This is a genomic window from Vibrio sp. nBUS_14 (genome assembly GCF_051201655.1).
In the GTDB taxonomy this organism is placed as follows: domain Bacteria; phylum Pseudomonadota; class Gammaproteobacteria; order Enterobacterales; family Vibrionaceae; genus Vibrio.
Genome location: NZ_CP179206.1, coordinates 3,339,612 through 3,359,744 on the forward strand (window position 1 = coordinate 3,339,612; position 20,133 = coordinate 3,359,744).

Annotated in this window: 24 protein-coding genes; 15 read left to right on the plus strand and 9 right to left on the minus strand. The window is 44.6% G+C overall.

Annotation, left to right across the window (positions count from 1 at the left end; translation table 11 throughout):
- Window positions 1–97 precede the first annotated feature (97 nt).
- The gene (locus ACMAZD_RS15700; protein WP_435247889.1) at window positions 98–2,074 is read left to right on the plus strand and encodes a bifunctional 2',3'-cyclic-nucleotide 2'-phosphodiesterase/3'-nucleotidase; all 1,977 of its coding nucleotides are present in this window, start codon (window positions 98–100) and stop codon (window positions 2,072–2,074) included.
- Window positions 2,075–2,132: 58 nt separating this feature from the next.
- Here the strand turns inward: ACMAZD_RS15700 and ltrA are convergent, their stop codons facing one another.
- Entirely contained in the window at window positions 2,133–3,425 is a 1,293-nt protein-coding gene (gene ltrA / locus ACMAZD_RS15705; protein ID WP_435249317.1) for a group II intron reverse transcriptase/maturase, read from the minus strand.
- Between the two features lie 821 nt (window positions 3,426–4,246).
- Between ltrA and ACMAZD_RS15710 the strand changes: the two genes are divergently transcribed.
- The 12 genes from ACMAZD_RS15710 to ACMAZD_RS15765 all read left to right on the plus strand — a co-directional run bounded on the left by ACMAZD_RS15710 (window position 4,247) and on the right by ACMAZD_RS15765 (window position 13,226).
- Complete coding sequence (locus ACMAZD_RS15710; RefSeq protein WP_435247890.1) at window positions 4,247–4,834, plus strand: DedA family protein; 588 nt, start codon at window positions 4,247–4,249, stop codon at window positions 4,832–4,834.
- A complete protein-coding gene (locus ACMAZD_RS15715) occupies window positions 4,831–5,964 on the plus strand; it encodes a D-alanine--D-alanine ligase (protein ID WP_435247891.1) in 1,134 nt (377 codons plus the stop codon). Before ACMAZD_RS15710 ends, ACMAZD_RS15715 begins: the two co-directional genes overlap by 4 nt.
- Before the next feature lie 19 nt (window positions 5,965–5,983).
- Window positions 5,984–6,526 (plus strand): hypothetical protein, encoded by a 543-nt coding sequence (locus ACMAZD_RS15720; RefSeq protein WP_435247892.1) that lies wholly within the window; start codon window positions 5,984–5,986, stop codon window positions 6,524–6,526.
- Between the two features lie 2 nt (window positions 6,527–6,528).
- Entirely contained in the window at window positions 6,529–7,278 is a 750-nt protein-coding gene (locus ACMAZD_RS15725; protein WP_435247893.1) for an NRDE family protein, read from the plus strand.
- Window positions 7,279–7,290: 12 nt separating this feature from the next.
- The gene (locus tag ACMAZD_RS15730) at window positions 7,291–7,728 is read left to right on the plus strand and encodes a YHS domain-containing (seleno)protein (protein ID WP_435247894.1); all 438 of its coding nucleotides are present in this window, start codon (window positions 7,291–7,293) and stop codon (window positions 7,726–7,728) included.
- Between the two features lie 10 nt (window positions 7,729–7,738).
- The gene (locus ACMAZD_RS15735; RefSeq protein WP_435247895.1) at window positions 7,739–8,182 is read left to right on the plus strand and encodes a hypothetical protein; all 444 of its coding nucleotides are present in this window, start codon (window positions 7,739–7,741) and stop codon (window positions 8,180–8,182) included.
- Between the two features lie 12 nt (window positions 8,183–8,194).
- Window positions 8,195–9,949 (plus strand): lysophospholipid acyltransferase family protein, encoded by a 1,755-nt coding sequence (locus ACMAZD_RS15740; protein WP_435247896.1) that lies wholly within the window; start codon window positions 8,195–8,197, stop codon window positions 9,947–9,949.
- A 71-nt stretch (window positions 9,950–10,020) separates the two neighbouring features.
- On the plus strand, window positions 10,021–10,587 hold the full coding sequence (locus ACMAZD_RS15745; protein ID WP_435247897.1) for a Crp/Fnr family transcriptional regulator: 567 nt from the start codon (window positions 10,021–10,023) through the stop codon (window positions 10,585–10,587).
- A 57-nt stretch (window positions 10,588–10,644) separates the two neighbouring features.
- Window positions 10,645–11,097 (plus strand): GNAT family N-acetyltransferase, encoded by a 453-nt coding sequence (locus ACMAZD_RS15750; RefSeq protein ID WP_435247898.1) that lies wholly within the window; start codon window positions 10,645–10,647, stop codon window positions 11,095–11,097.
- The gene (locus ACMAZD_RS15755) at window positions 11,097–11,975 is read left to right on the plus strand and encodes a DMT family transporter (protein ID WP_017107732.1); all 879 of its coding nucleotides are present in this window, start codon (window positions 11,097–11,099) and stop codon (window positions 11,973–11,975) included. Before ACMAZD_RS15750 ends, ACMAZD_RS15755 begins: the two co-directional genes overlap by 1 nt.
- Window positions 11,947–12,657 (plus strand): AraC family transcriptional regulator, encoded by a 711-nt coding sequence (locus ACMAZD_RS15760; protein ID WP_435247899.1) that lies wholly within the window; start codon window positions 11,947–11,949, stop codon window positions 12,655–12,657. The genes ACMAZD_RS15755 and ACMAZD_RS15760 overlap by 29 nt, the downstream gene beginning before the upstream one ends.
- 92 nt (window positions 12,658–12,749) lie before the next feature.
- A complete protein-coding gene (locus ACMAZD_RS15765) occupies window positions 12,750–13,226 on the plus strand; it encodes a hypothetical protein (protein WP_017107730.1) in 477 nt (158 codons plus the stop codon).
- A 110-nt stretch (window positions 13,227–13,336) separates the two neighbouring features.
- Here ACMAZD_RS15765 and ACMAZD_RS15770 read toward each other — a convergent pair whose 3' ends face one another.
- Window positions 13,337–13,921: a LysM-like peptidoglycan-binding domain-containing protein gene (locus ACMAZD_RS15770; protein WP_435247900.1), complete on the minus strand. Its 585-nt coding sequence runs from the start codon at window positions 13,919–13,921 to the stop codon at window positions 13,337–13,339.
- A 212-nt stretch (window positions 13,922–14,133) separates the two neighbouring features.
- Between ACMAZD_RS15770 and ACMAZD_RS15775 the strand changes: the two genes are divergently transcribed.
- Window positions 14,134–14,754 (plus strand): FKBP-type peptidyl-prolyl cis-trans isomerase, encoded by a 621-nt coding sequence (locus tag ACMAZD_RS15775; protein ID WP_435247901.1) that lies wholly within the window; start codon window positions 14,134–14,136, stop codon window positions 14,752–14,754.
- 134 nt (window positions 14,755–14,888) lie between these two features.
- On the plus strand, window positions 14,889–15,383 hold the full coding sequence (locus ACMAZD_RS15780; protein WP_435247902.1) for a DUF2780 domain-containing protein: 495 nt from the start codon (window positions 14,889–14,891) through the stop codon (window positions 15,381–15,383).
- A 273-nt stretch (window positions 15,384–15,656) separates the two neighbouring features.
- On the opposite strand, the gene rplQ is transcribed toward ACMAZD_RS15780, so the two are convergent.
- The 7 genes from rplQ to secY form a co-directional block, all read right to left on the minus strand.
- On the minus strand, window positions 15,657–16,037 hold the full coding sequence (gene rplQ, locus ACMAZD_RS15785; RefSeq protein WP_004729812.1) for a 50S ribosomal protein L17: 381 nt from the start codon (window positions 16,035–16,037) through the stop codon (window positions 15,657–15,659).
- 24 nt (window positions 16,038–16,061) lie between these two features.
- Window positions 16,062–17,054 (minus strand): DNA-directed RNA polymerase subunit alpha, encoded by a 993-nt coding sequence (locus ACMAZD_RS15790; protein ID WP_435247903.1) that lies wholly within the window; start codon window positions 17,052–17,054, stop codon window positions 16,062–16,064.
- Between the two features lie 22 nt (window positions 17,055–17,076).
- Entirely contained in the window at window positions 17,077–17,697 is a 621-nt protein-coding gene (rpsD, locus tag ACMAZD_RS15795; protein WP_017076303.1) for a 30S ribosomal protein S4, read from the minus strand.
- Between the two features lie 31 nt (window positions 17,698–17,728).
- On the minus strand, window positions 17,729–18,118 hold the full coding sequence (rpsK, locus tag ACMAZD_RS15800; protein ID WP_004738778.1) for a 30S ribosomal protein S11: 390 nt from the start codon (window positions 18,116–18,118) through the stop codon (window positions 17,729–17,731).
- Between the two features lie 19 nt (window positions 18,119–18,137).
- Window positions 18,138–18,494, minus strand: coding sequence for a 30S ribosomal protein S13 (rpsM, locus tag ACMAZD_RS15805; protein WP_017029081.1), 357 nt, complete (start codon window positions 18,492–18,494; stop codon window positions 18,138–18,140).
- A 148-nt stretch (window positions 18,495–18,642) separates the two neighbouring features.
- A complete protein-coding gene (gene rpmJ, locus ACMAZD_RS15810; protein ID WP_000868186.1) occupies window positions 18,643–18,756 on the minus strand; it encodes a 50S ribosomal protein L36 in 114 nt (37 codons plus the stop codon).
- Between the two features lie 39 nt (window positions 18,757–18,795).
- The gene (gene secY, locus ACMAZD_RS15815; RefSeq protein ID WP_004736759.1) at window positions 18,796–20,130 is read right to left on the minus strand and encodes a preprotein translocase subunit SecY; all 1,335 of its coding nucleotides are present in this window, start codon (window positions 20,128–20,130) and stop codon (window positions 18,796–18,798) included.
- Window positions 20,131–20,133: the final 3 nt, after the last annotated feature.

Below are 20,133 nucleotides of genomic sequence, written 5' to 3' on the forward strand. Positions count from 1 at the left end.
ATCTAAGTCACGAATTAACATTCGTTGTAATCATTGTTTCATTCAGTTTTGTTACATTACGCAACGAATTTTCGCCTATCCACTTTGGAGCTAAAAAATGAAAGTTGCGATAAAACCTTTGTCATTGGCTGTACTTGCAGGTCTTGGTTTGACTCTAGCTGGCTGCACAACAACACCAGATACCGATGAAGTGATTAAGTTACGTGTCGTAGAAACGACGGATATCCATACCAACCTAATGGATTACGACTACTACAAAGACAAGCCATCGAAAAAAATCGGCTTAGCACGTACTGCAACTCTAGTAAAAGAAGCTCAAAACGAAGTAACCAACAGCGTATTAGTTGATAACGGTGACTTGCTACAAGGTAGCCCAATGGGTGACTACATGGCAGACAAAGGCATCGAAGCGGGAGAAGTTCACCCTGCATATAAAGCAATGAACCAACTAAGCTACGACGCTGCAAACCTAGGTAACCACGAATTCAATTACGGTCTTGAGTTCCTAGAAGAATCGATCAACGACGCTGATTTCCCATACATCAGTGCTAACGTGTACGACGCAGAAACTAAAGAACACTACTTCACGCCTTACATCATCAAGACGCACACGTTTGAAGATACTGCTGGCGTAAAACATGAAGTAAAAGTCGGCTACATCGGTTTTGTTCCACCACAAATCATGACGTGGGATAAGAAGAACCTTGAAGGCAAAGTGATCGCTCGTGACATCATTGAGACAGCTAACGAGTTAGTGCCTCAAATGAAAGCGGAAGGCGCAGACGTTATCGTTGCAATCCCTCACTCTGGTGTATCTCAAGACCCATACAAAGCAGGCGAAGAAAACTCGACGCTTTACCTATCAGAAGTAGAAGGCATTGATGCGATTGCATTTGGTCACTCTCACGCCGTATTCCCGGGTAAAGGCTTCGACAATATCCAAGGCGTTGACAACGAAAACGGCACCATGAATGGTGTTGCGGCGGTAATGCCTGGTCGTTGGGGTAGCCACGTAGGTGTTATGGACCTAACACTGGTGCAAAAGGACGGCAAGTGGGAAGTGGTAAAAGGCCAATCTGAAGCTCGCCCTATCTACGACAAGGTTGAGAAGAAATCACTGGCTGCAGCGGATGAAGGCATCGTTTCTGCACTAGAAAAAGACCACGCAGGTACTCGTGATTTTGTGAACCAACCAATTGGTAAAGCAGATGACGTGATGTACAGCTTCCTATCGCTAGTTCAAGACGATCCAACGGTTCAAATCGTTAACCTTGCACAAAAAAATTACGTTGAGCAATTCATCCAAGGCGACCCTGATCTAGAGGGTACACCAGTACTTTCTGCAGCGGCACCATTCAAAGCAGGTGGTCGTAAGAATGACCCAGCAAACTTCACTGAAGTTGAATCTGGTCAACTGACATTCCGTAACGCTGCTGACTTGTACCTCTACCCGAACACGCTAGTTGCAATGAAGATAACAGGTCACGAAGTAAAAGAGTGGCTTGAATGTTCCGCTGGTCAATTCAACCAAATCGATGTGAATTCAACAGCACCACAACAGCTGATTGAGTGGGATAACTTCCGCACTTACAACTTCGATGTTATCGACGGTGTTGATTACCAAATCGACGTAACTCAACCTGCGAAATACGATGCAAACTGTAAAATCGTTAACCCTGACTCACAGCGTATTGTTGGCCTAACTTACCAAGGTAAGCCAATCGACATGAAGCAAGACTTCCTGATCGCAACCAACAACTACCGTGCTTACAGTGCTAAATTCCCAGGTACAGGTGAAGACTTCATCGCATTTGATGCACCAGATGAAAACCGTACTGTACTGGCGAACTACATCTCTCGCGCAAGCAAAGAGCAAGGTCAAGTAAGCCCAAGCGCGGATAACAATTGGTCATTTGCGCCAATCAAAACGGATAGCAAGCTAGATATCCGCTTTGAAACGTCACCAAGTGAGAAAGCTGCTCAGTTCATCAAAGATAAAGGTCAATACCCGATGAAACGCGTTGCGACTGACGATGTTGGTTTTGCTGTTTACCAGATTGACCTAACTAAATAGATTACCCAATAATCCATAGTTAAATCGAGTAGGAGGAGGCCTCGCAGCCTCCGTCCTCTCACACCACCGTACAAGCGTGGGTCGCATACGGCGGTTCCGAATATACTTTCAGTGACTCGTACCCATCTCTTAATGAGTACAGCCCCAACCCCTCGAACCATTTTATTGGCATGGCGTGATTAACCTGTGGCGTTAAAGCTAGATGCCACCAACCCTTATCTGACATCGCTAGCTTCCACGCATTACGCTCCGTTACACCTTGTCGCTGTAACCATGTCGCTATGCTGTGTCTGCGTTTGCGCTGCTTTAGTCGGTAGCACCTTAGCCTACGCCGTATCCATTCATCTAAGCGCTGCATTGCACTTTTACGAACAGTAAGCTTGAAGTAGTGTTGCCATCCTCTTAGATATTGAGTTAACTCCGTGATTATCACCTGTAACTCTCGTCCTCGATTTCGCTTCGTTATCTGACGTACTCGCTTCTTCATTTGAGCTTGTGCCGTCTTCGATATCCCGATTGTTCCGTCTATCTGGAAGCGATGGCTTAGGTAAGTTCGCTTTGTCACTCTCGTTGCTGCACTTTTCTTACGGTTTACCGTCAGCTTTAGTTTCTGCTCCAAGAACTCCGTTATCGACTCTTTGACTCGATGAGCGGCTTCCTCACTACGCACGTAGATTTGGCAGTCATCTGCATATCGACAGAACTTATGCCCTCTACGCTCTAACTCTTTATCCAGTTCATCTAATACAATATTTGATAGTAGCGGAGATAATGGCCCACCCTGGGGTGTGCCTCGTTGTCTCTGCTCAACTAGTCCATGTCGCATTATGCCTACCTGTAGGTATGACCTAATTAGCTTTAACACGCGTTTATCAGCAATATCTTGTGACAGCCTGTGCATTAGCCTATCGTGATTCACTGTATCGAAGTATTTTGCTAGGTCTATATCTACTACATAACCTCGACCCTCTCGGATGTAGCGACTGGCGGCCGCCAATGCATGGTGCGCACTGCGGTTGGGTCTAAACCCGTAACTATTGTCGGAGAACTTCGGCTCATAGATACATGACAGCACTGATGTGATTGCCTGTTGGACTACCCTATCAAGGACTGTTGGGATACCTAATTGCCTTACGCCACCACTAGCTTTGGGGATTTCTACACCAAGAACAGATTGAGGTTGATAGCTTCCATCCAGAAGAATCTGGCGAAGCTCTTGCCCGTTTGATGCCTGTCGAAGTCTTGAGATAGTGGCGTTGATGTCGAGCTTGTCGACTCCTGCACACCCTTTGTTCTTCTTCACGCGTCTAAGAGCTTGATTCAAATTGGTTGAAGAGCAAATTTGCTCCATCAACGAAGTTGAGGTCACCAAGACTCGCCCTCCTGTCTACGCCGACCATGCTTGTCATTCTTCGTATCCATGAGCTTTACTTGCGGTATTGCCCTTTGGGACGTAGAGATGAGTTTCATCTTGCTATGACTCCACATGATTGAGTGTCTAGTGACTGCTTCTTGATATATTCAGTTCAGGCCTTCCTTTGAGTTGTACATTCTCAAAGTACTATGCCTTCTGCTGACTTCTTATTGTCCATCACACAACATCACTGCTGTATTAGTCTCTATTGAGACAAACAATAAGATCTCCCGAGGTAAGGCGTTGTTCTTTCCCTTGGCTGTGCCTGATTTACCACTACACACTTCCCGTCGAGGCATTGGACTATTCTATCTATGGCTAGGTTGCCCAAGTTGTAATGGCCTACTATCAGATTTCTGTTCGTCACAACCAAGTTTTGCCATTTGCTTCCTTCAGATTTCACCTCACGGTGAACACCCTTGCATAGGCTAACGGTTCTCGCTCGACTGAGCCCGTAGAGGACTTTCACCTCCTAGATCAACGCCATGCTCGGCGCACCATTCTGAAAGGCTGAGTTTAACGACTCAGCCTTTTTCTTTTCTTATCTAAATACACAGTCTCAAGCCTTAACTTTCGAACCTTAAACACCTGTTCATTCTTCATCTAAATCGCCCACCTCAAACCACCCATAAAGTTCAATCAACGTAAAAAATCAGCAATTCGCTGTAAGTTTTTCAGAACTCCCCCTGTCTATTTAGTTACTACACTCAATGAATGGCTAATAAGCCATTCGTCTATAGGATAGATAAGGACATTTGATGGGCATCGTCGAGAGCATTCAAGCATGGTTAAATTCAGGGGAGGAGTCGCTACTATGGCTGATGCTTGGCGTTATCGCGCTTTCTTACCTGCTTGAAGATCTGGCAATCGTTACGGCCGCAGGTTTAGCGACTCAAGGGCTCATACCACCTCAATATGCGTTACTTGCAATTTTCATTGGCATTACCACTGGTGACTTAGGCCTCTATTACCTTGGGAAATCAGGACATTACTTCCGAGGTGTTCGATATAAAGCCCTCACTAATAAGTACTTTCGTTCGCTTCATACCAAATTACGTCAGAACGCATTCAGCAGCCTTTTTGTTATCCGCTTTATTCCTGGGCTTCGCACAGTCGGATTTACCTTGAGTGGCTTTTTCGCCATACCAATGTCTACCTTCTTGTTTGCTGTCATCAGCGCCACCGCGATCTGGAGTGGTATTGTCTTCTCTGCCATCTACTATTTAGGGACATCAACGTGGCTGCAAGCCTCTGAATATCAATGGATCATCACCTCGTGTGCCATCGCTTTGCTGTTTATCGGCAATCGATTAGTGAATAGAACCTACTCTAGAGGATTATCATGAGTTCACCGCAAGATATTCGCATCATTCCAGCACATCAAATCAATGCAGGCATGCCCTTGCTTGAAAAAGATACCGTGCGCAGTGTCTCTCCTTATGAGTTTCTTCCAAGTTGGTTCTTCTACACGCCAGTGGTGATTCAAAGCCTGATGCAAGGGTTACGGCACTTTGACTGGACGCTGCCGCTCATCGCCAACCCGAGTATTAAGTTAAGCGGCATGGTAGGCGAATCAAAACACGAGATACTGAGCCTTGCCGGATCATCGAGTCAGCGTTGGATCTCTCCGTTTATCACCTTAACCAAAACTGACCTTAGCAGTAAGAAACAAGCCGAAGATGCGCGCAGCGCACTCATACAGTCGGATCTCGATTTCCCGATTGTGGCTAAACCGGATCTTGGTTGTCGAGGTGTTGGCGTTAAGCTGATCAACACACAAGATCAACTTGAGCAGTATGTTGAATCTTTCCCAAATAATGCTCGCTTTCTATTGCAAGAAAAGGCGCCTTATCAAGCCGAAGCGGGTGTTTTCTATGTTCGCTACCCAAACAAAAAGCAAGGCGAGATCATCTCGATCACACTCAAGTATGCGCCAATAGTCGTGGGTGATGGCAACTCGACACTCGAACAGTTAATTGAAAATAGCCCGCGTGCTGGGCAGCTTAGTCACCTCTATCTGCCGAGACATGAGGATAAATTGGATCGAGTGCTCGCAGAAGGCGAAGAGTTCCAACTTGCGTTCGCAGGTAGCCATAGCCGTGGCTGTATCTTCCGAGACGGCAATCAATACATCACTCAGGCTTTAACCGAACGCTTAGACGAGATATTCGACGACTTCGATGGCTTTCACTTTGGTCGACTCGACGTCAAATTTAAGGACATGCACAGCCTAATGAACGGCGAGGACTTCACGATCCTTGAGGTCAATGGCGCAAGCAGTGAGGCCGGGCACATCTGGGATCGCAACACACCGCTGCGAGAGATATTTTCGACGCTACTCCTGCAATACCGCATTCTTTTTGATATTGGCGCTCAACAGAAACAAAGAGGCCACCAGCCTCCTTCTTTTAAGAGCTTATTTAACGCATGGCAAGAAGAGCGACGCCTTGTTCAACAATATCCGATCACCGATTAACTTTGTACGAGGATCATGAATGAACCCTATAGCCCAACCGAGCGCCCTCACTTCTTTATCTCCTAGTATCAAGGGAGCGGTAGAGATCTTGAATCAGGGTTTAGAGTTTTTGTTAGCCATATCTGACAGCGACTATCTGACACGAGCAAAGCCGCACGTCACAAGTTCTATTGGTGAGCATACCCGTCACACGCTCGATCTTTTTCACGCTCTGATTTTAAAAGAAAATGCGACCGTTGATTACAACACTCGTCGTCGTGGTCACCCCCTCGAATTCGACAGGTCGATTGCGTTGAAAGAGATCCATGACGTGATCAACTGGCTTGAGCGATTAGACCGCAGAGATCTCGAAGCGCCCATCATGATCCAAACCGAAGTTTCAATGGATACACAAGTGTTCGCCAGCCTGCCTTCTACGCTAGAAAGAGAGGTCACCTTTGCCGCGCTGCATGCCAATCATCATTACGCGATGATCAAGGTGATCACGACCTTTCTTGATGTCGAAACATGCAATACCTTCGGTTATGCCCCAACCACCAGCAGCTATTTGAGGGAGCAATAATCATGTGTTCAGTATCTTGGCTGCTTGAAGACAATGGCTATCAGGTCTTCTTTAATCGTGATGAACAAAAGACACGGGCACTGGCGATGCCACCTAAACAATATCGAGTTAACGGCGTCGATATCATCATGCCACTCGACCCAACCGGCGGTGGTAGCTGGATCAGTATCAATGAGTTCGGGCTTTCGTTATGCCTACTCAATAACTATCAAGGCATCGTGCCTGATGGCCTTTTAGTCAGCCGTGGTTTGTTACTCAAGAACCTATCATCAAGTCGCAACATCAATCAGCTCTCTGAAGCATTTCATAAGCTCGACCTGCACTCTTTTGCCCCGTTTACCTTGCTGGCTTTCGCACCGAACTTAACTCAACACCATGGTTTGGTTATCGCCTACATGTGGGATGGTATTCAACAAAAAATAGTTGAAACCGATTCTCCGCTCTTCTCATCCGGTATTGAGTTAGAGCGAGTACAAGCCTATCGACAAGCAAAATACGATCAGCTTATGGCAACGGGCAAGAATCAACAGAACTTACTTCAGTTTCACTCTCACCATCACAGCGAACAACCTCATTTAGCGACCTGTATGCATCGTGAAGACGCGCACACCGTGAGCTTTACACACTTACGCAATCTACACGGCCAAGCCTCTATGTTTTACGCGCCCGGCTCGCCTTGTGAACCCATTAAACCATGCCAGATAAATCAACAGCGTTTTACCTTCGATTTATCACCAGCAATCAATCTATAGATGGAGTCCATCATGAGAAAACTATTAACCATGGTCATGCTACTTGTTAGCCCTTACGTATTTGCCGCCGATGAAATCTACACCGGATTCTTTAGCAGCAAGGCGCTCGATGGCTACGACACTGTGGCTTATTTCACTTCAGGTAAGCCTATTGAAGGCAGTAAAAAATTCAGCACCGAGTACAAAGGTGCAGACTGGTATTTCTCTTCTGAAAAGAATCTGACTTTATTTGTTAATAATCCTGAAAAATATGCCCCTCAATATGGTGGCTATTGCGCTTGGGCTGTTTCAGCAAAAAGTGACTTTGCACCCGGTGACCCGAATCGATGGACGATTGTTGATAACAAGCTTTACCTCAACTATGACCAAGAGATTAAGCAGCGTTGGGAACAAGACCGAGCACAACATATTCAAAAAGCCGACACCGTTTGGCCGCAACTGATCAAATAAGGGAATAACTATGACATTCATCCCAGCTAAACATATCCCTGCGGCATTTATCGCTTTCGTATTTATTCAGTCGCTGTTTTTTAAGTTCACAGGGTCATACGAGACAGAACATATCTTTGGCACCTTGGCGACATGGTCTGGCCTGAGTTGGTTCGGTTCATTTGGCGGCTACTTGATTGGGTTCGCTGAATTGATTGCTGCCATTTTGTTGTTTACTCGTTGGCATGGGCGGGGGGCCATCATGAGTGTGGGGATCATGAGTGGCGCAATTTTCTTCCACCTGTTTACGCCGCTCGGTATTCAAATGCCTGAGTTTAATACAGCAGGAGAAATTGTCGGTTATGACGGTGGATTATTGTTTGGTATGGCATGCCTAGTGTGGTTATGCAGTGCGTTTTTAAGTGTGAAAGATTTCAAGAATCAAGACGGTTTCCCAAACAACTTTAGTCAATAAGGTAGCTTCATTATGATTGATAGTCCTTTTAGTTTACCACGTTACACGCCTTTTGGTTTAGGTGAGTCTGTTGTCGAGTGGGCAACTGGGCTATCTAAGCTAGATAAACTCTATCAAGATAGACCTGATGATTTATCTAGCTTTGAATTCATGCATCACACCCTGTCGGCACTCAATATCGACTATTCTGTTTCCGCAGGTGCCACTGATAATATCCCTGAGGAAGGACCTGTAGTCATTGTGGCTAACCACCCGCTTGGCGCAATTGAAGGTGTGATCCTTGCTGATCTCGTAGGATCGGTAAGGAAGGATGTGAAGGTGTTAGCGAATGAGTTGCTCAAGCGAATGCCTGAACTGGATGATCTTTTCATCGGAGTCGATGTCTTTAATAGTAAAGAATCGAAACGCACCAACGCCAAAGCCATTCGAGATGCGAATCGTCATTTGGCAGACGGTGGATTGGTGATTGTGTTCCCTGCGGGCGAAGTATCGAGTTACCGTAAAGGGGCAAAAACACTGACAGACATAGAATGGAGCAAGTCGGTTGCCAAGTTCGTCAAACGTCATCAAGCCACCACAGTGCCTATCTTCATCAATGGTAAAAACAGCGAGCTTTTCTACCAAGCCGGACGAGTTCATCCACTGCTACGAACTGCTTTACTTGGGCGTGAACTTCTTAATAAACGAGCGACTACCATCTCTATTTCTATCGGTTCTTCAATCCCATACTCAGAGATCAAATCGTTTGAACAAGAGATGGATATCGTCAACTATCTGCGACTCAATACCTATCTGATGAGTCAACAAGATAGCCCTAGCACGCCAATCCATGCACCCTCTTTTGACACTCAGGTTATTGCTCCTATTCCATCAGAAGTACTCTCTATAGAAGTCGCGTCACTTCCTCAAGAAATGAGGTTACTTGAACAGGGCGATTTTGAGGTGTATTGCACACCGAGCCAGTCGATCCCCAATTTAATGCGCGAGATTGGTCGAGTAAGAGAAGAGAGCTTTAGAGAAGTTGGCGAAGGCAGCGGGCTTGCCTGTGATTTAGATGAATATGACCTTTACTACCATCAACTGTTTGTGTGGAACAAAGCCAAGGCTGAACTGGTCGGGGCGTACCGACTTGGTATGGTCGACAAATTAATCGCTGAGCACGGGCTTGATCAACTCTATTCCCGCAGCCTGTTTAACTACAATCAAGAATTCATCGATACCTTAGACAACAGTATCGAGCTTGGGCGTTCTGTAGTGAGCAAGCCTTATCAAAAGAGCCTTAACTCACTATTACTATTGTGGAAAGGTATCGCGGCCTTCGTGTATCGTCATCCTCAATACACTCACCTATTCGGCCCAGTCAGTATCAGTAATGATTACAGTCATAATGCTCGCCTGTTGATTGCGACAACCTTATCGATACATCATTATGACGAAGAAAAAGCAAACCTGGTTTCTCCTTCGTCACCACTCAATACCAGTAATCATGTGTTCTGGCAGAATCACCTGTTATCTTCATTGGCTAGTGTTCCTCTGCTCTCTAAAGTGTTAGCACGTATGGAGCAAGGAAAAGGCCTACCAGTACTACTGCGCCAGTATCTAGGGATGAACGGTAAGTTAGTGTGCTTTAACGTCGACCCATCATTTAATGATGCTCTGGATGGCTTGATTGTGGTTAACCTTAAGAAAGTACCACTAAAAACTCTTGGTAAATACATGGGTAGAGAACTTGCTCAAGATTATCTAGAACAGCACGCTCGCCGCTGATTTAGCCTGCTCTGTACCTATACTCAAATAAGTGCGATGATTTCGACACTTATTTGGGTTAGGTTATTTCCATGCACACCTCTTTTATCGAACAACTACAAAGCTTCGACTTCTCTGAAAGTCAGATCGAATCTCTATTAGCCGTCGCGAAACCGCTTGAGCTACCAACCAGACACATCCTGATCAATCAAGGTGAGATGGCGAGTTCAATCTACTTTGTACTTGAAGGCTTGTGCCACGCTTGTTATCTCACTAATGACGGTAAGCAATACAGCAAAGAGTTCTACTGGGAACAGGATTGGATCATCGGCTTTGAGAGTTTGATAAAAAACCAAGCGTCCCCTTACCTGTTAGAAACGCTCACACCAATTATTATGTTAGAGCTGCCTATGAACGCGGTTATCGAGTGGCGCGCATCAAACAATCCTCTGTATTTAAAGCTATTAGAAACTCAGCTGATGCACAAGGAAAACAAAGAACGCTTTATGCTGCTCTACACTCCAGAGCAACGCTATCAGCTTTTCTGCGAACACTTCCCCGACCTGGAGCAACGCTTGAACGATAATCAAATTGCGGCCTACCTAGGAATAACCGCGATCAGCCTGAGCAGAATTAAAGGTCGAATTAACAATAGTTAATGCCAACAATCATCGCACATAGTACATTCAGAATATCGATAACCTCTGGATGTAAACATGATCACTTGGCACTCAATTCCCTTCTCTGAACTTTCAACACAACAGCTTTATCAACTACTTAAATTACGAGTCGATGTGTTCGTCGTTGAGCAAAATTGCCCTTATCCAGAGCTCGACGGTAAAGATACACTCGCAGGTGTTGAACACTTGCTTGGCTATGCTGATGCAGAGTTAGTGGCGTGTGCACGCTTGTTACCACCAGGTGCGTCTTATGACAACACAAGCATCGGCCGAGTAGCGACTCTGCAATCGGCAAGAGGTGATGGTTTAGGTCATCAGTTGATAAAAGAAGCGTTAACACGCTGTGAGGCTCTTTGGCCGAGCACGACTATCGATATTGGTGCGCAACAACACCTAGAAAATTTCTATGCGAGCCACGGCTTCAAAACCATCTCTGAGATGTACTTGGAAGACGATATTCCGCACGTTGATATGAGGTTAAAGAAGTAATGTCGAATGTCACTGTCGGTATCCTATTGCTGATTGCAGGCAACCTGTTTGCCTCACTTTCGGACGTAGCGGTAAAACTATTAAATGGCGAAGTGCCACCTCTTCAATATATTTTTTTCCGACAGTTGATATCTCTGCTTATCATCACCCCTTTGTGGATAAAGCAGAAAAAGGAACAACGACGCTTACAGCAAGCCAAAGTGACCATCATACGCGGACAGCTGATATTAATTGGCAGTGGATGTATGGTTGTCGCGATCACCCACCTTTCTTTGGCTACCGCCAACGCAGTATTTTACGTCGCGCCCTTGTTGATGCTACCGCTATCTATGTTTCTACTCAAAGAGCAACCTGCACTTGGCAAGGTCATCGCCACCACTATCGGTTTTATTGGTGCATTGATTGTCTTGAGGCCATCGCAATTTCATTGGGCAGCATTGTTTGCATTAGGCACAGCGCTGACACTCGCACTGTTCAATGTATTAGTAAGAAAGATTCCGAATGAGCAAACAGTCGTCACAACACTGTGGTGGACAACATTATTTTCCCTGCCAATCTCTGCACTATTAGCAATACTCAAATGGCGGCCCATAACAGGTGAAGAGATGGGGTTAGTGTCCATAAGCGCGGTTTGCATTTTAGCCTACAATGGCTTAGCGGTAGTCGCTTACCAAAAAGCACCAGCTGGAGACGTTGCTTTTGCTGAATATTCGGGCTTAGTATTTGTTGTACTATTTGGCATACACTGGTTTGATGAAATACCGGATATTTTGAGCATCATTGGGATGGCGATGATCCTCATGCCGATAATTCTAAAAAATACCATTTCCACCCGCTGGAGATTAAAATATGATAAAGCACAAAATAAAGCATTATGACATAGAAGAACATACGGATTATCACTCTCACCAAGAACATCAACTAGTCTATGTCCACAGTGGACTATGCGTTTCACAAACAGAGGGAAAAAACTACTATGCTGTTAATGGTCAGGCTCTTTGGATACCTGCAAATGAATCGCATTCAGCGATCTTCTTTCAAGACTCCAGATTGAGCTTACTATTTTTTGACCGACCTCCACCGTCGCCCTTAACGACAAAACCAGCGTTACACAGAGTCACGAACTTTTGGTCTCTATTAATGTATGAGTATTCGCTACATCACCTAGGCTTCGATAACAATACTCAACATGCTTACAACGATGTTCTTTGGGATCAAATACAATATTTAAGCCAAATACAAGGATCTCAAACTCACACAAATCATTTCGACAAGCGGCTCAATAATCTCATTCATACAGTATGCCTTAAACCAAATAAGAATATTACTTTGCAAGATTTTGCCAAACATTGCGGCGCTTCAGAAAGGACATTGAACCGACTGTTTTACAAACAATTTCATCGTTCGTTTGGTGAGTGGCGAAATATGATCGTAATGGAGCGTGCCAATCAAATGCTTATACAAGGCCTTAGCGCAACCAATATCGCTCTCGAACTGGGATACCAAAGCCTTCCAACCTTTTCTTCTGCACTTAAACGTTATAACACAAAAGGAAAATGACAAAGAAAATGCTAACTTTGTCATAAATCAATAAGTCATATTTTAGCAGAACTTTATAATCAATTTAATGAATGAACTGAAGGTAAAGTATTATGCTACAAAGAAAGAAAACCACACCACTTCTGATAATCAGCAGCCTACTGGTATTAACATCAGGAGTAATGCTGTTCTTCGACATTATTCCACAAAAAGTGATTTTGATGCATGAATGGATAGGGCTTATTCTTGCCCTAGCAGTCGTGAGCCATGTATTAATGCATAAGAGATCGGTTCAAATGCACTTAAAAAAAGGCAGTAACCTGGTGTTAATGGTCTGTGTCTTATTACTTGGTAGCAGCATGTTACAACCTGAAGATGGCGCGGGTAACCCTGCAGCAAACCTATTTACAGCCATAGATAATGCCTCAATGGAAACCATTGCTTCGTTAAAGCATATGTCATTCGAGGAAATAGAAGATGTGATGCAGGCCAATCACATTACAATTACCAGTAATAATACGACAGTCACTGAAGTGGCTAATCAAAACAATGTAACAACGGAGCAACTACTAGAATTGGTTTTTAGATAAATATCTTAAGCGCCGTTGGTACAAATATAGTAAAGATAAACACAATATTTACCGGAGTACTCTCAAAGAGCTTGGGTGAACATTCTTTGAGGAACAGAGACAATTCTCTATTATTTACTTCGGCCAAAGCCGCCATCAGATAAACGGAAGAACATGACAGATGTGTCGCCCTTCTCTAACTGTAGGATATCCAGTTGTCCGGTCTCAGCTAATTTGAATCGAACTAACTGACCTTTGCGGATTTGGCTGAGTGGTTTGTCTGCTCCTTCAATTCGGACTAGCGAATTTAAATCAGACAGTGATAGATCATTGTTTCGGAAAACCTGGGCCAAGGTATCACCTTGCTTAACCAAGTACTCCTGCCAGCTGTTGATACTCGGTTCTGATGAAATGCTCTTAGTATTTTGCTGTTCGCTTAAGCCAATAGTGTTAATTTCAAGCTCAACGCGCGATGTGGTTAAGGCAACGCCTACTTTAGGTTCTGGTAGCGGGACAAAAAGTAAGATTAATATGATCGGCGAAATCACCATCAATAGTCTCTGGTGTAATTTAGGTAATGATCCCAAAGTGTGTACTATTGAGGTTTTCATGTTCTTTATATCGATCGAACTTAAGTTCTTTTTGACCTGATTCAGTCGATCCTTAAATTCTGCTAAGTGGTCTACTTTCTGTTTTTTCTTTTGACGACGATTCATGCCACTGTGTCCTATACATTGAATAACTACAGTATAAAAACCAAAGTACCAACAGTATAGATCTTTCCGCTACAACAGAGACCAAAGCAAAAAAATTGACACAGCTGTGATTTGGACACAGTAAAGCGTAAGTGATCAAGGGCTAGCCGTTTATTCAGGCTGCTAATACTGGTATTCTTACCCTTTTCGTACTGACAAAAGAGTGACTTTTCATGTCTGAAGTAAAATTTGAAACTGTAGAGCAAAAAGCTAGCTACGGTATCGGTCTACAAATGGGCCAACAACTTGCTGGTTCTGGTCTTGAAGGCCTAAACGTTGACGCAATCGCTGCTGGTATCGCAACGGCTCTAGTTGGCGATATGCCAGCTATCGAAGTTGACGAAATCAACAACGCACTACAAGAGCTACACACTCGTGGTGAAGCTGCACGTCAAGAACTAGCTAAAGCTGCTGCTGCTGACGGCGAAGCTTTCCTAGCTGACAACGCTCTTCGCTCAGAAGTAACGGTTCTTGAGTCTGGTCTTCAGTACGAAGTACTAACTGAAGGTACTGGCGACATCCCAACTGCAGACAACCAAGTACGTGTTCACTACCACGGCGAACTAACTGACGGCACTGTTTTCGACAGCTCTGTATCTCGCGGTCAACCAGCTGAATTCCCAGTAACTGGCGTAATTCAAGGTTGGGTACAAGCTCTACAAATGATGCCTGTTGGCTCTAAATGGAAGCTATACATCCCTCAAGATCTAGCATACGGTGAGCGTGGCGCAGGTGCTGCAATCCCACCATTTGCTGCTCTAGTATTTGAAGTTGAACTTCTAGCTATTCTTTAATTTTTATAAAAACCTACAGTAAAACAAAATACTATAGGCAAATAAAATTGAAATAACTCAACGGCGATGTGACTACATCGTCGTTTTTCGTTTATAGTGAATAGGTCGATTACTTTATTACTTAAGGAAGAATAATGAAGAAAATACTCATCACTATGCTCAGCAGCCTTGCTGTAGTCTCTTGCGCTAGCACGAGCGATTCTGAACAAACCAGTCCATCATCAGATACTAACTATTCTCAACTATCACAAACTGCACTGATGGCAGCGGTGAATATGTGGTCTCAACAAAATGAAACAACGCCACTTGCTGATACCGTTGCTGACAAAGCATCTGTAACAAGCGATCAAGCTATCGGCGGCATCGGTTCAATGTTGGCGCTTGCACAAAATTCACTTGGCTCTGCCGACAATAAAGAGCTCGCGTCGCTTATTCCTGGGATGTCTTCACTTGAATCAACTGGCTTATCATCGGTTCTGAACTCACAAGGTGCTGTTGAAAGTGCGTTTTCTGGGTTAGGTATGGATTCGTCAATGATTACAACATTCGCACCAATCATTCTTCAAACACTTCAATCTCAAGGTGCAACCAGCGGATTGATGGATTCACTTGCCGCTATTTGGCAGTAGACCTTCGCGATTAGTTGAAGAATATTGTAAGGGAACTTCAGTGCTCTTTTTTGTGCATGGAAGAAAAGGGATTTGAGATACGAGATACGAGATACGAGATACGAGATACGAGATACGAGATACGAGATACGAGATATTTTTGAAAAGTGAAGCAGAGAAGGCGAGAATAAATGCCAAACATCGTGGTGCAAGTTTCATTCTTTAAATACGTAAAGTCCAGATACAAAAAAGCCGAGCTAATGCTCGGCTTTTGTATTAAGAATCTAGTATAGATTACTCAGCAGCTTCTTCAGCAGCTGGGCGGTCTACAAGCTCAATGTAAGCCATTGGAGCTTTATCACCAGTACGGAAACCACATTTAAGAATGCGAGTGTAACCACCTTGGCGAGCCGCGAAACGCGGGCCTAGTTCATTAAATAGTTTTGCCACAACTTCGTTATCACGAGTGCGAGCAAATGCAAGACGACGGTTAGCAACACTGTCTGTCTTAGCTAGGGTAATCAACGGCTCAATTACGCGACGTAGTTCTTTTGCTTTAGGCACGGTAGTTTTAATAACTTCGTGACGAACAAGAGAGCTAGCCATGTTGCTGAACATCGCTTTGCGATGACTGCTGTTGCGGTTGAGTTGACGACCACTTTTACGATGGCGCATGACCTAATCCTTCTAACTTTTCGATTAATCTTCAGCGATTGACGCTGGTGGCCAGTTTTCTAGGCGCATGCCTAGAGAAAGACCACGTGAAGCAAGCACATCTTTAATCTCTGTAAGAGATTTCTTACCAAGGTTTGGCGTTTTAAGTAGCTCAACCTCAGTGCGCTGTACAAGATCACCGATGTAGTGAATCGCTTCTGCTTTCAAACAGTTAGCAGAGCGAACTGTTAGTTCAAGATCGTCTACAGGACGCAGTAGGATAGGATCGAATTCTGGCTTCTCTTCCTTCTCCTCAGGTACACGTACATCACGAAGATCTACGAACGCATCCAGTTGTTCAGCTAAAATAGTAGCTGCACGACGGATTGCTTCCTCAGGTTCAAGAGTACCGTTCGTTTCCATATCGATAACAAGCTTGTCTAAGTCAGTACGTTGTTCTACACGTGCCGCTTCTACAGCGTAGGCGATTTTATCGACCGGGCTGTAAGTAGCGTCAACAAGTAGACGACCGATTGGACGCTCATCTTCTTCAGTATGGATACGAGCTGAAGCTGGAACGTAACCACGACCACGTTCAACTTTGATACGCATAGCGATCTCAGCGTTGTCATCCGTTAGGTAACAAATAACGTGCTCAGGGTTAGCGATCTCTACATCACCATCGTGGGTGATGTCACCTGCAACAACAGGGCCTGAGCCTGATTTGTTCAGTGTAATAAACACTTCATCTTTGCCTTCAGCAACGCGTACAGCCAAACCTTTAAGGTTTAGAAGGATTTCTAGGATATCTTCCTGAACGCCTTCTTTAGTGCTGTATTCGTGTAGCACACCTTCGATTTCAACTTCTGTTACGGCACAACCCGGCATAGAAGATAGAAGAATGCGGCGAAGAGCATTACCTAGAGTATGGCCGAAACCGCGCTCTAATGGCTCAAGAGTTACTTTCGCGTGTGTCGTATTGATCTGTTCAATGTCAACAAGACGCGGCTTAAGAAATTCTGTTACAGAACCCTGCATTGTGTCCTCTCTTTTTTTAACCTTACTTAGAGTAAAGTTCGACGATCAAGTGTTCATTGATGTCAGCTGATAGGTCAGAACGCTCAGGCATACGCTTGAATGTACCTTCCATCTTGCTAGCATCTACTTCAATCCAAGTTGGCTTTTCACGTTGTTCAGCAACTTCTAGAGCCGCTTTAATACGAGATTGCTGTTTAGCTTTCTCGCGGATAGAAACAACGTCGTTTGCCGCTACTTTGAAAGAAGGAACGTTTACAACTTTACCGTTAACTAGAATAGACTTGTGGCTAACTAGTTGACGAGATTCAGCACGAGTAGCGCCAAAGCCCATACGGTAAACTACGTTATCAAGACGACCTTCAAGAAGCTGAAGCAGGTTTGCACCTGTGTTGCCTTTAAGACGTGCAGCTTCTTTGTAGTAGTTGCGGAATTGTTTTTCTAGAACGCCGTAAATACGACGAACCTTTTGCTTCTCACGAAGCTGAACGCCATACTCAGATAGACGACCGCGACGAGCGCCGTGTACACCTGGTGCGTTATCAATTTTACACTTGGTATCGATCGCACGGACACCAGACTTAAGGAATAAGTCAGTACCTTCGCGACGGCTAAGCTTCAGCTTAGGACCCAAATATCTTGCCATGATCTTTCTCCAATATTCCTAGAAACGAAACTTAAACGCGACGTTTCTTAGGTGGACGACAACCGTTATGAGGGATTGGTGTCGCATCAACAATGTTAGTGATACGGAAACCAGCAGCGTTCAGTGCACGAACAGTAGATTCGCGACCTGGACCTGGACCCTTAACCATAACTTCCAAGTTCTTTAGGCCATATTCTTTAGCCATTTCACCACAACGCTCAGCTGCAACTTGTGCTGCGAACGGAGTAGATTTACGAGAACCACGGAAACCTGAACCACCAGCTGTAGCCCATGCAAGAGCGTTGCCTTGACGGTCAGTGATAGTTACGATTGTGTTGTTGAAAGAAGCATGGATGTGCGCTACGCCATCAGCTACTTGCTTGCGTACGCGCTTACGCGCGCGAGTTGGTTGTTTTGCCATTGTACTCTACCTTATCCGACTATTTCTTGATCGGCTTGCGCGGACCCTTACGGGTGCGAGCGTTGGTTTTAGTACGCTGTCCACGTAGTGGTAGACTGCGACGATGACGAAGACCGCGGTAACAGCCAAGGTCCATAAGACGCTTGATGTTCATCGATACTTCACGACGTAGATCACCTTCTACAGTGTACTTAGCTACACCATCACGCAGTTGATCGATCTGCTCTTCAGTTAGTTCACTGATCTTAGCATTTTCAGCAATACCCACTTCAGCTAGAATAGCTTGAGAGCGAGTTTTACCGATACCGTAGATTGCAGTAAGTGCAATTACAGAATGCTTGTGATCAGGAATGTTAATGCCGGCTATACGGGCCATTATTCACTCCTAAGGGGTTCATAAAAGAATTATCCGCAGCAAAGCCCGTGATGGATACGCTGCGGCATACTACTTCTTTTGCACGCAAAAGGTAGGCCGAGGAATATACTCGACTCTACCTTGTATTTCAAGTAAAAATTTCTGCTAATTAGCCTTGGCGTTGCTTATGCTTTGGCTCACTGCAAATCACGCGAACGACACCGTTACGCTTGATAACTTTACAGTTACGGCAGATTTTTTTAACGGAAGCACGAACTTTCATTGCTAAACTCCGTAATGGAATCTAAATGCTACAACCGGATTAACGGCCGTAACCTTTAAGATTCGCTTTCTTTAACACAGAATCATACTGTTGTGACATCAGATGAGTCTGTACCTGTGCCATGAAATCCATGATAACAACCACTACGATTAGTAGGGATGTGCCGCCAAAGTAGAAACGAACGTTCCACGCGACCATCATGAACTCAGGAATCAGACATATAAAAGTAATGTATAGAGCGCCCGCTAGGGTTAGCCTAGTCATCACTTTATCGATATATTTCGCTGTCTGCTCACCTGGGCGGATACCGGGTACGAATGCACCAGACTTCTTCAAATTATCAGCTGTTTCACGTGGGTTAAACACCAACGCTGTATAGAAGAAACAGAAGAAGATTATAGCTGCTGCATAAAGCATTACATACAAAGGTTGACCTGGGCTAAGAGCTAATGACACGTCAGTTAACCAACCGAACGCGCTGCTTTCACCATTTTGACCGAACCATTGCGCTAATGTTCCTGGGAACAAAATAATACTTGATGCAAAAATCGCTGGTATAACACCTGCCATATTAATCTTAAGTGGCAAGTGAGAACTTTGTGCTGCAAACACTTTACGACCTTGTTGACGCTTCGCATAGTTAACAACGATACGACGTTGACCACGCTCCATGAAAACCACGAAGTAAATTACAGCAAAAGACAATACCGCGATAAACAACAGAAGAAGCACATGCAATTCACCTTGACGCGCTTGCTCGATTGTTTGACCGATTGCAGAAGGCAATCCAGCAACAATACCTGCAAAAATCAGAATGGAAATACCATTACCGATTCCTCGCTCAGTGATTTGTTCACCTAACCACATCAAAAACATGGTACCAGTTACTAAACTCACGGTAGCAATAAGCGTAAACATGGTTTGGTTGATAACAACCAGATTGTCGACCATGTTTGGTAAGCCTGTTGCGATACCAATAGCTTGGAATGTTGCAAGTACAAGCGTGCCGTAGCGTGTATATTGGCTTATCTTACGACGGCCTGCTTCACCCTCTTTCTTGAGTTCCGCTAACGCTGGATGAACTACAGTTAGCAATTGGACTACGATCGATGCCGAAATGTACGGCATGATACCCAATGCTAATATAGATGCACGCTCAAGAGCACCACCGGAGAACATGTTAAACATTTCTACGATGGTACCTTTTTGCTGATCGAACAAATCGGCAAGTACAGCTGCGTCAATACCAGGGATCGGCACAAAAGAGCCGGCTCGGAATACTAAAAGTGCACCAATTACGAATAACAAGCGCGACTTTAATTCACTTAAGCCGCTCTGAGCACTGCGAAAATCTTTTCCTGGTTTCTTAGCCATCTG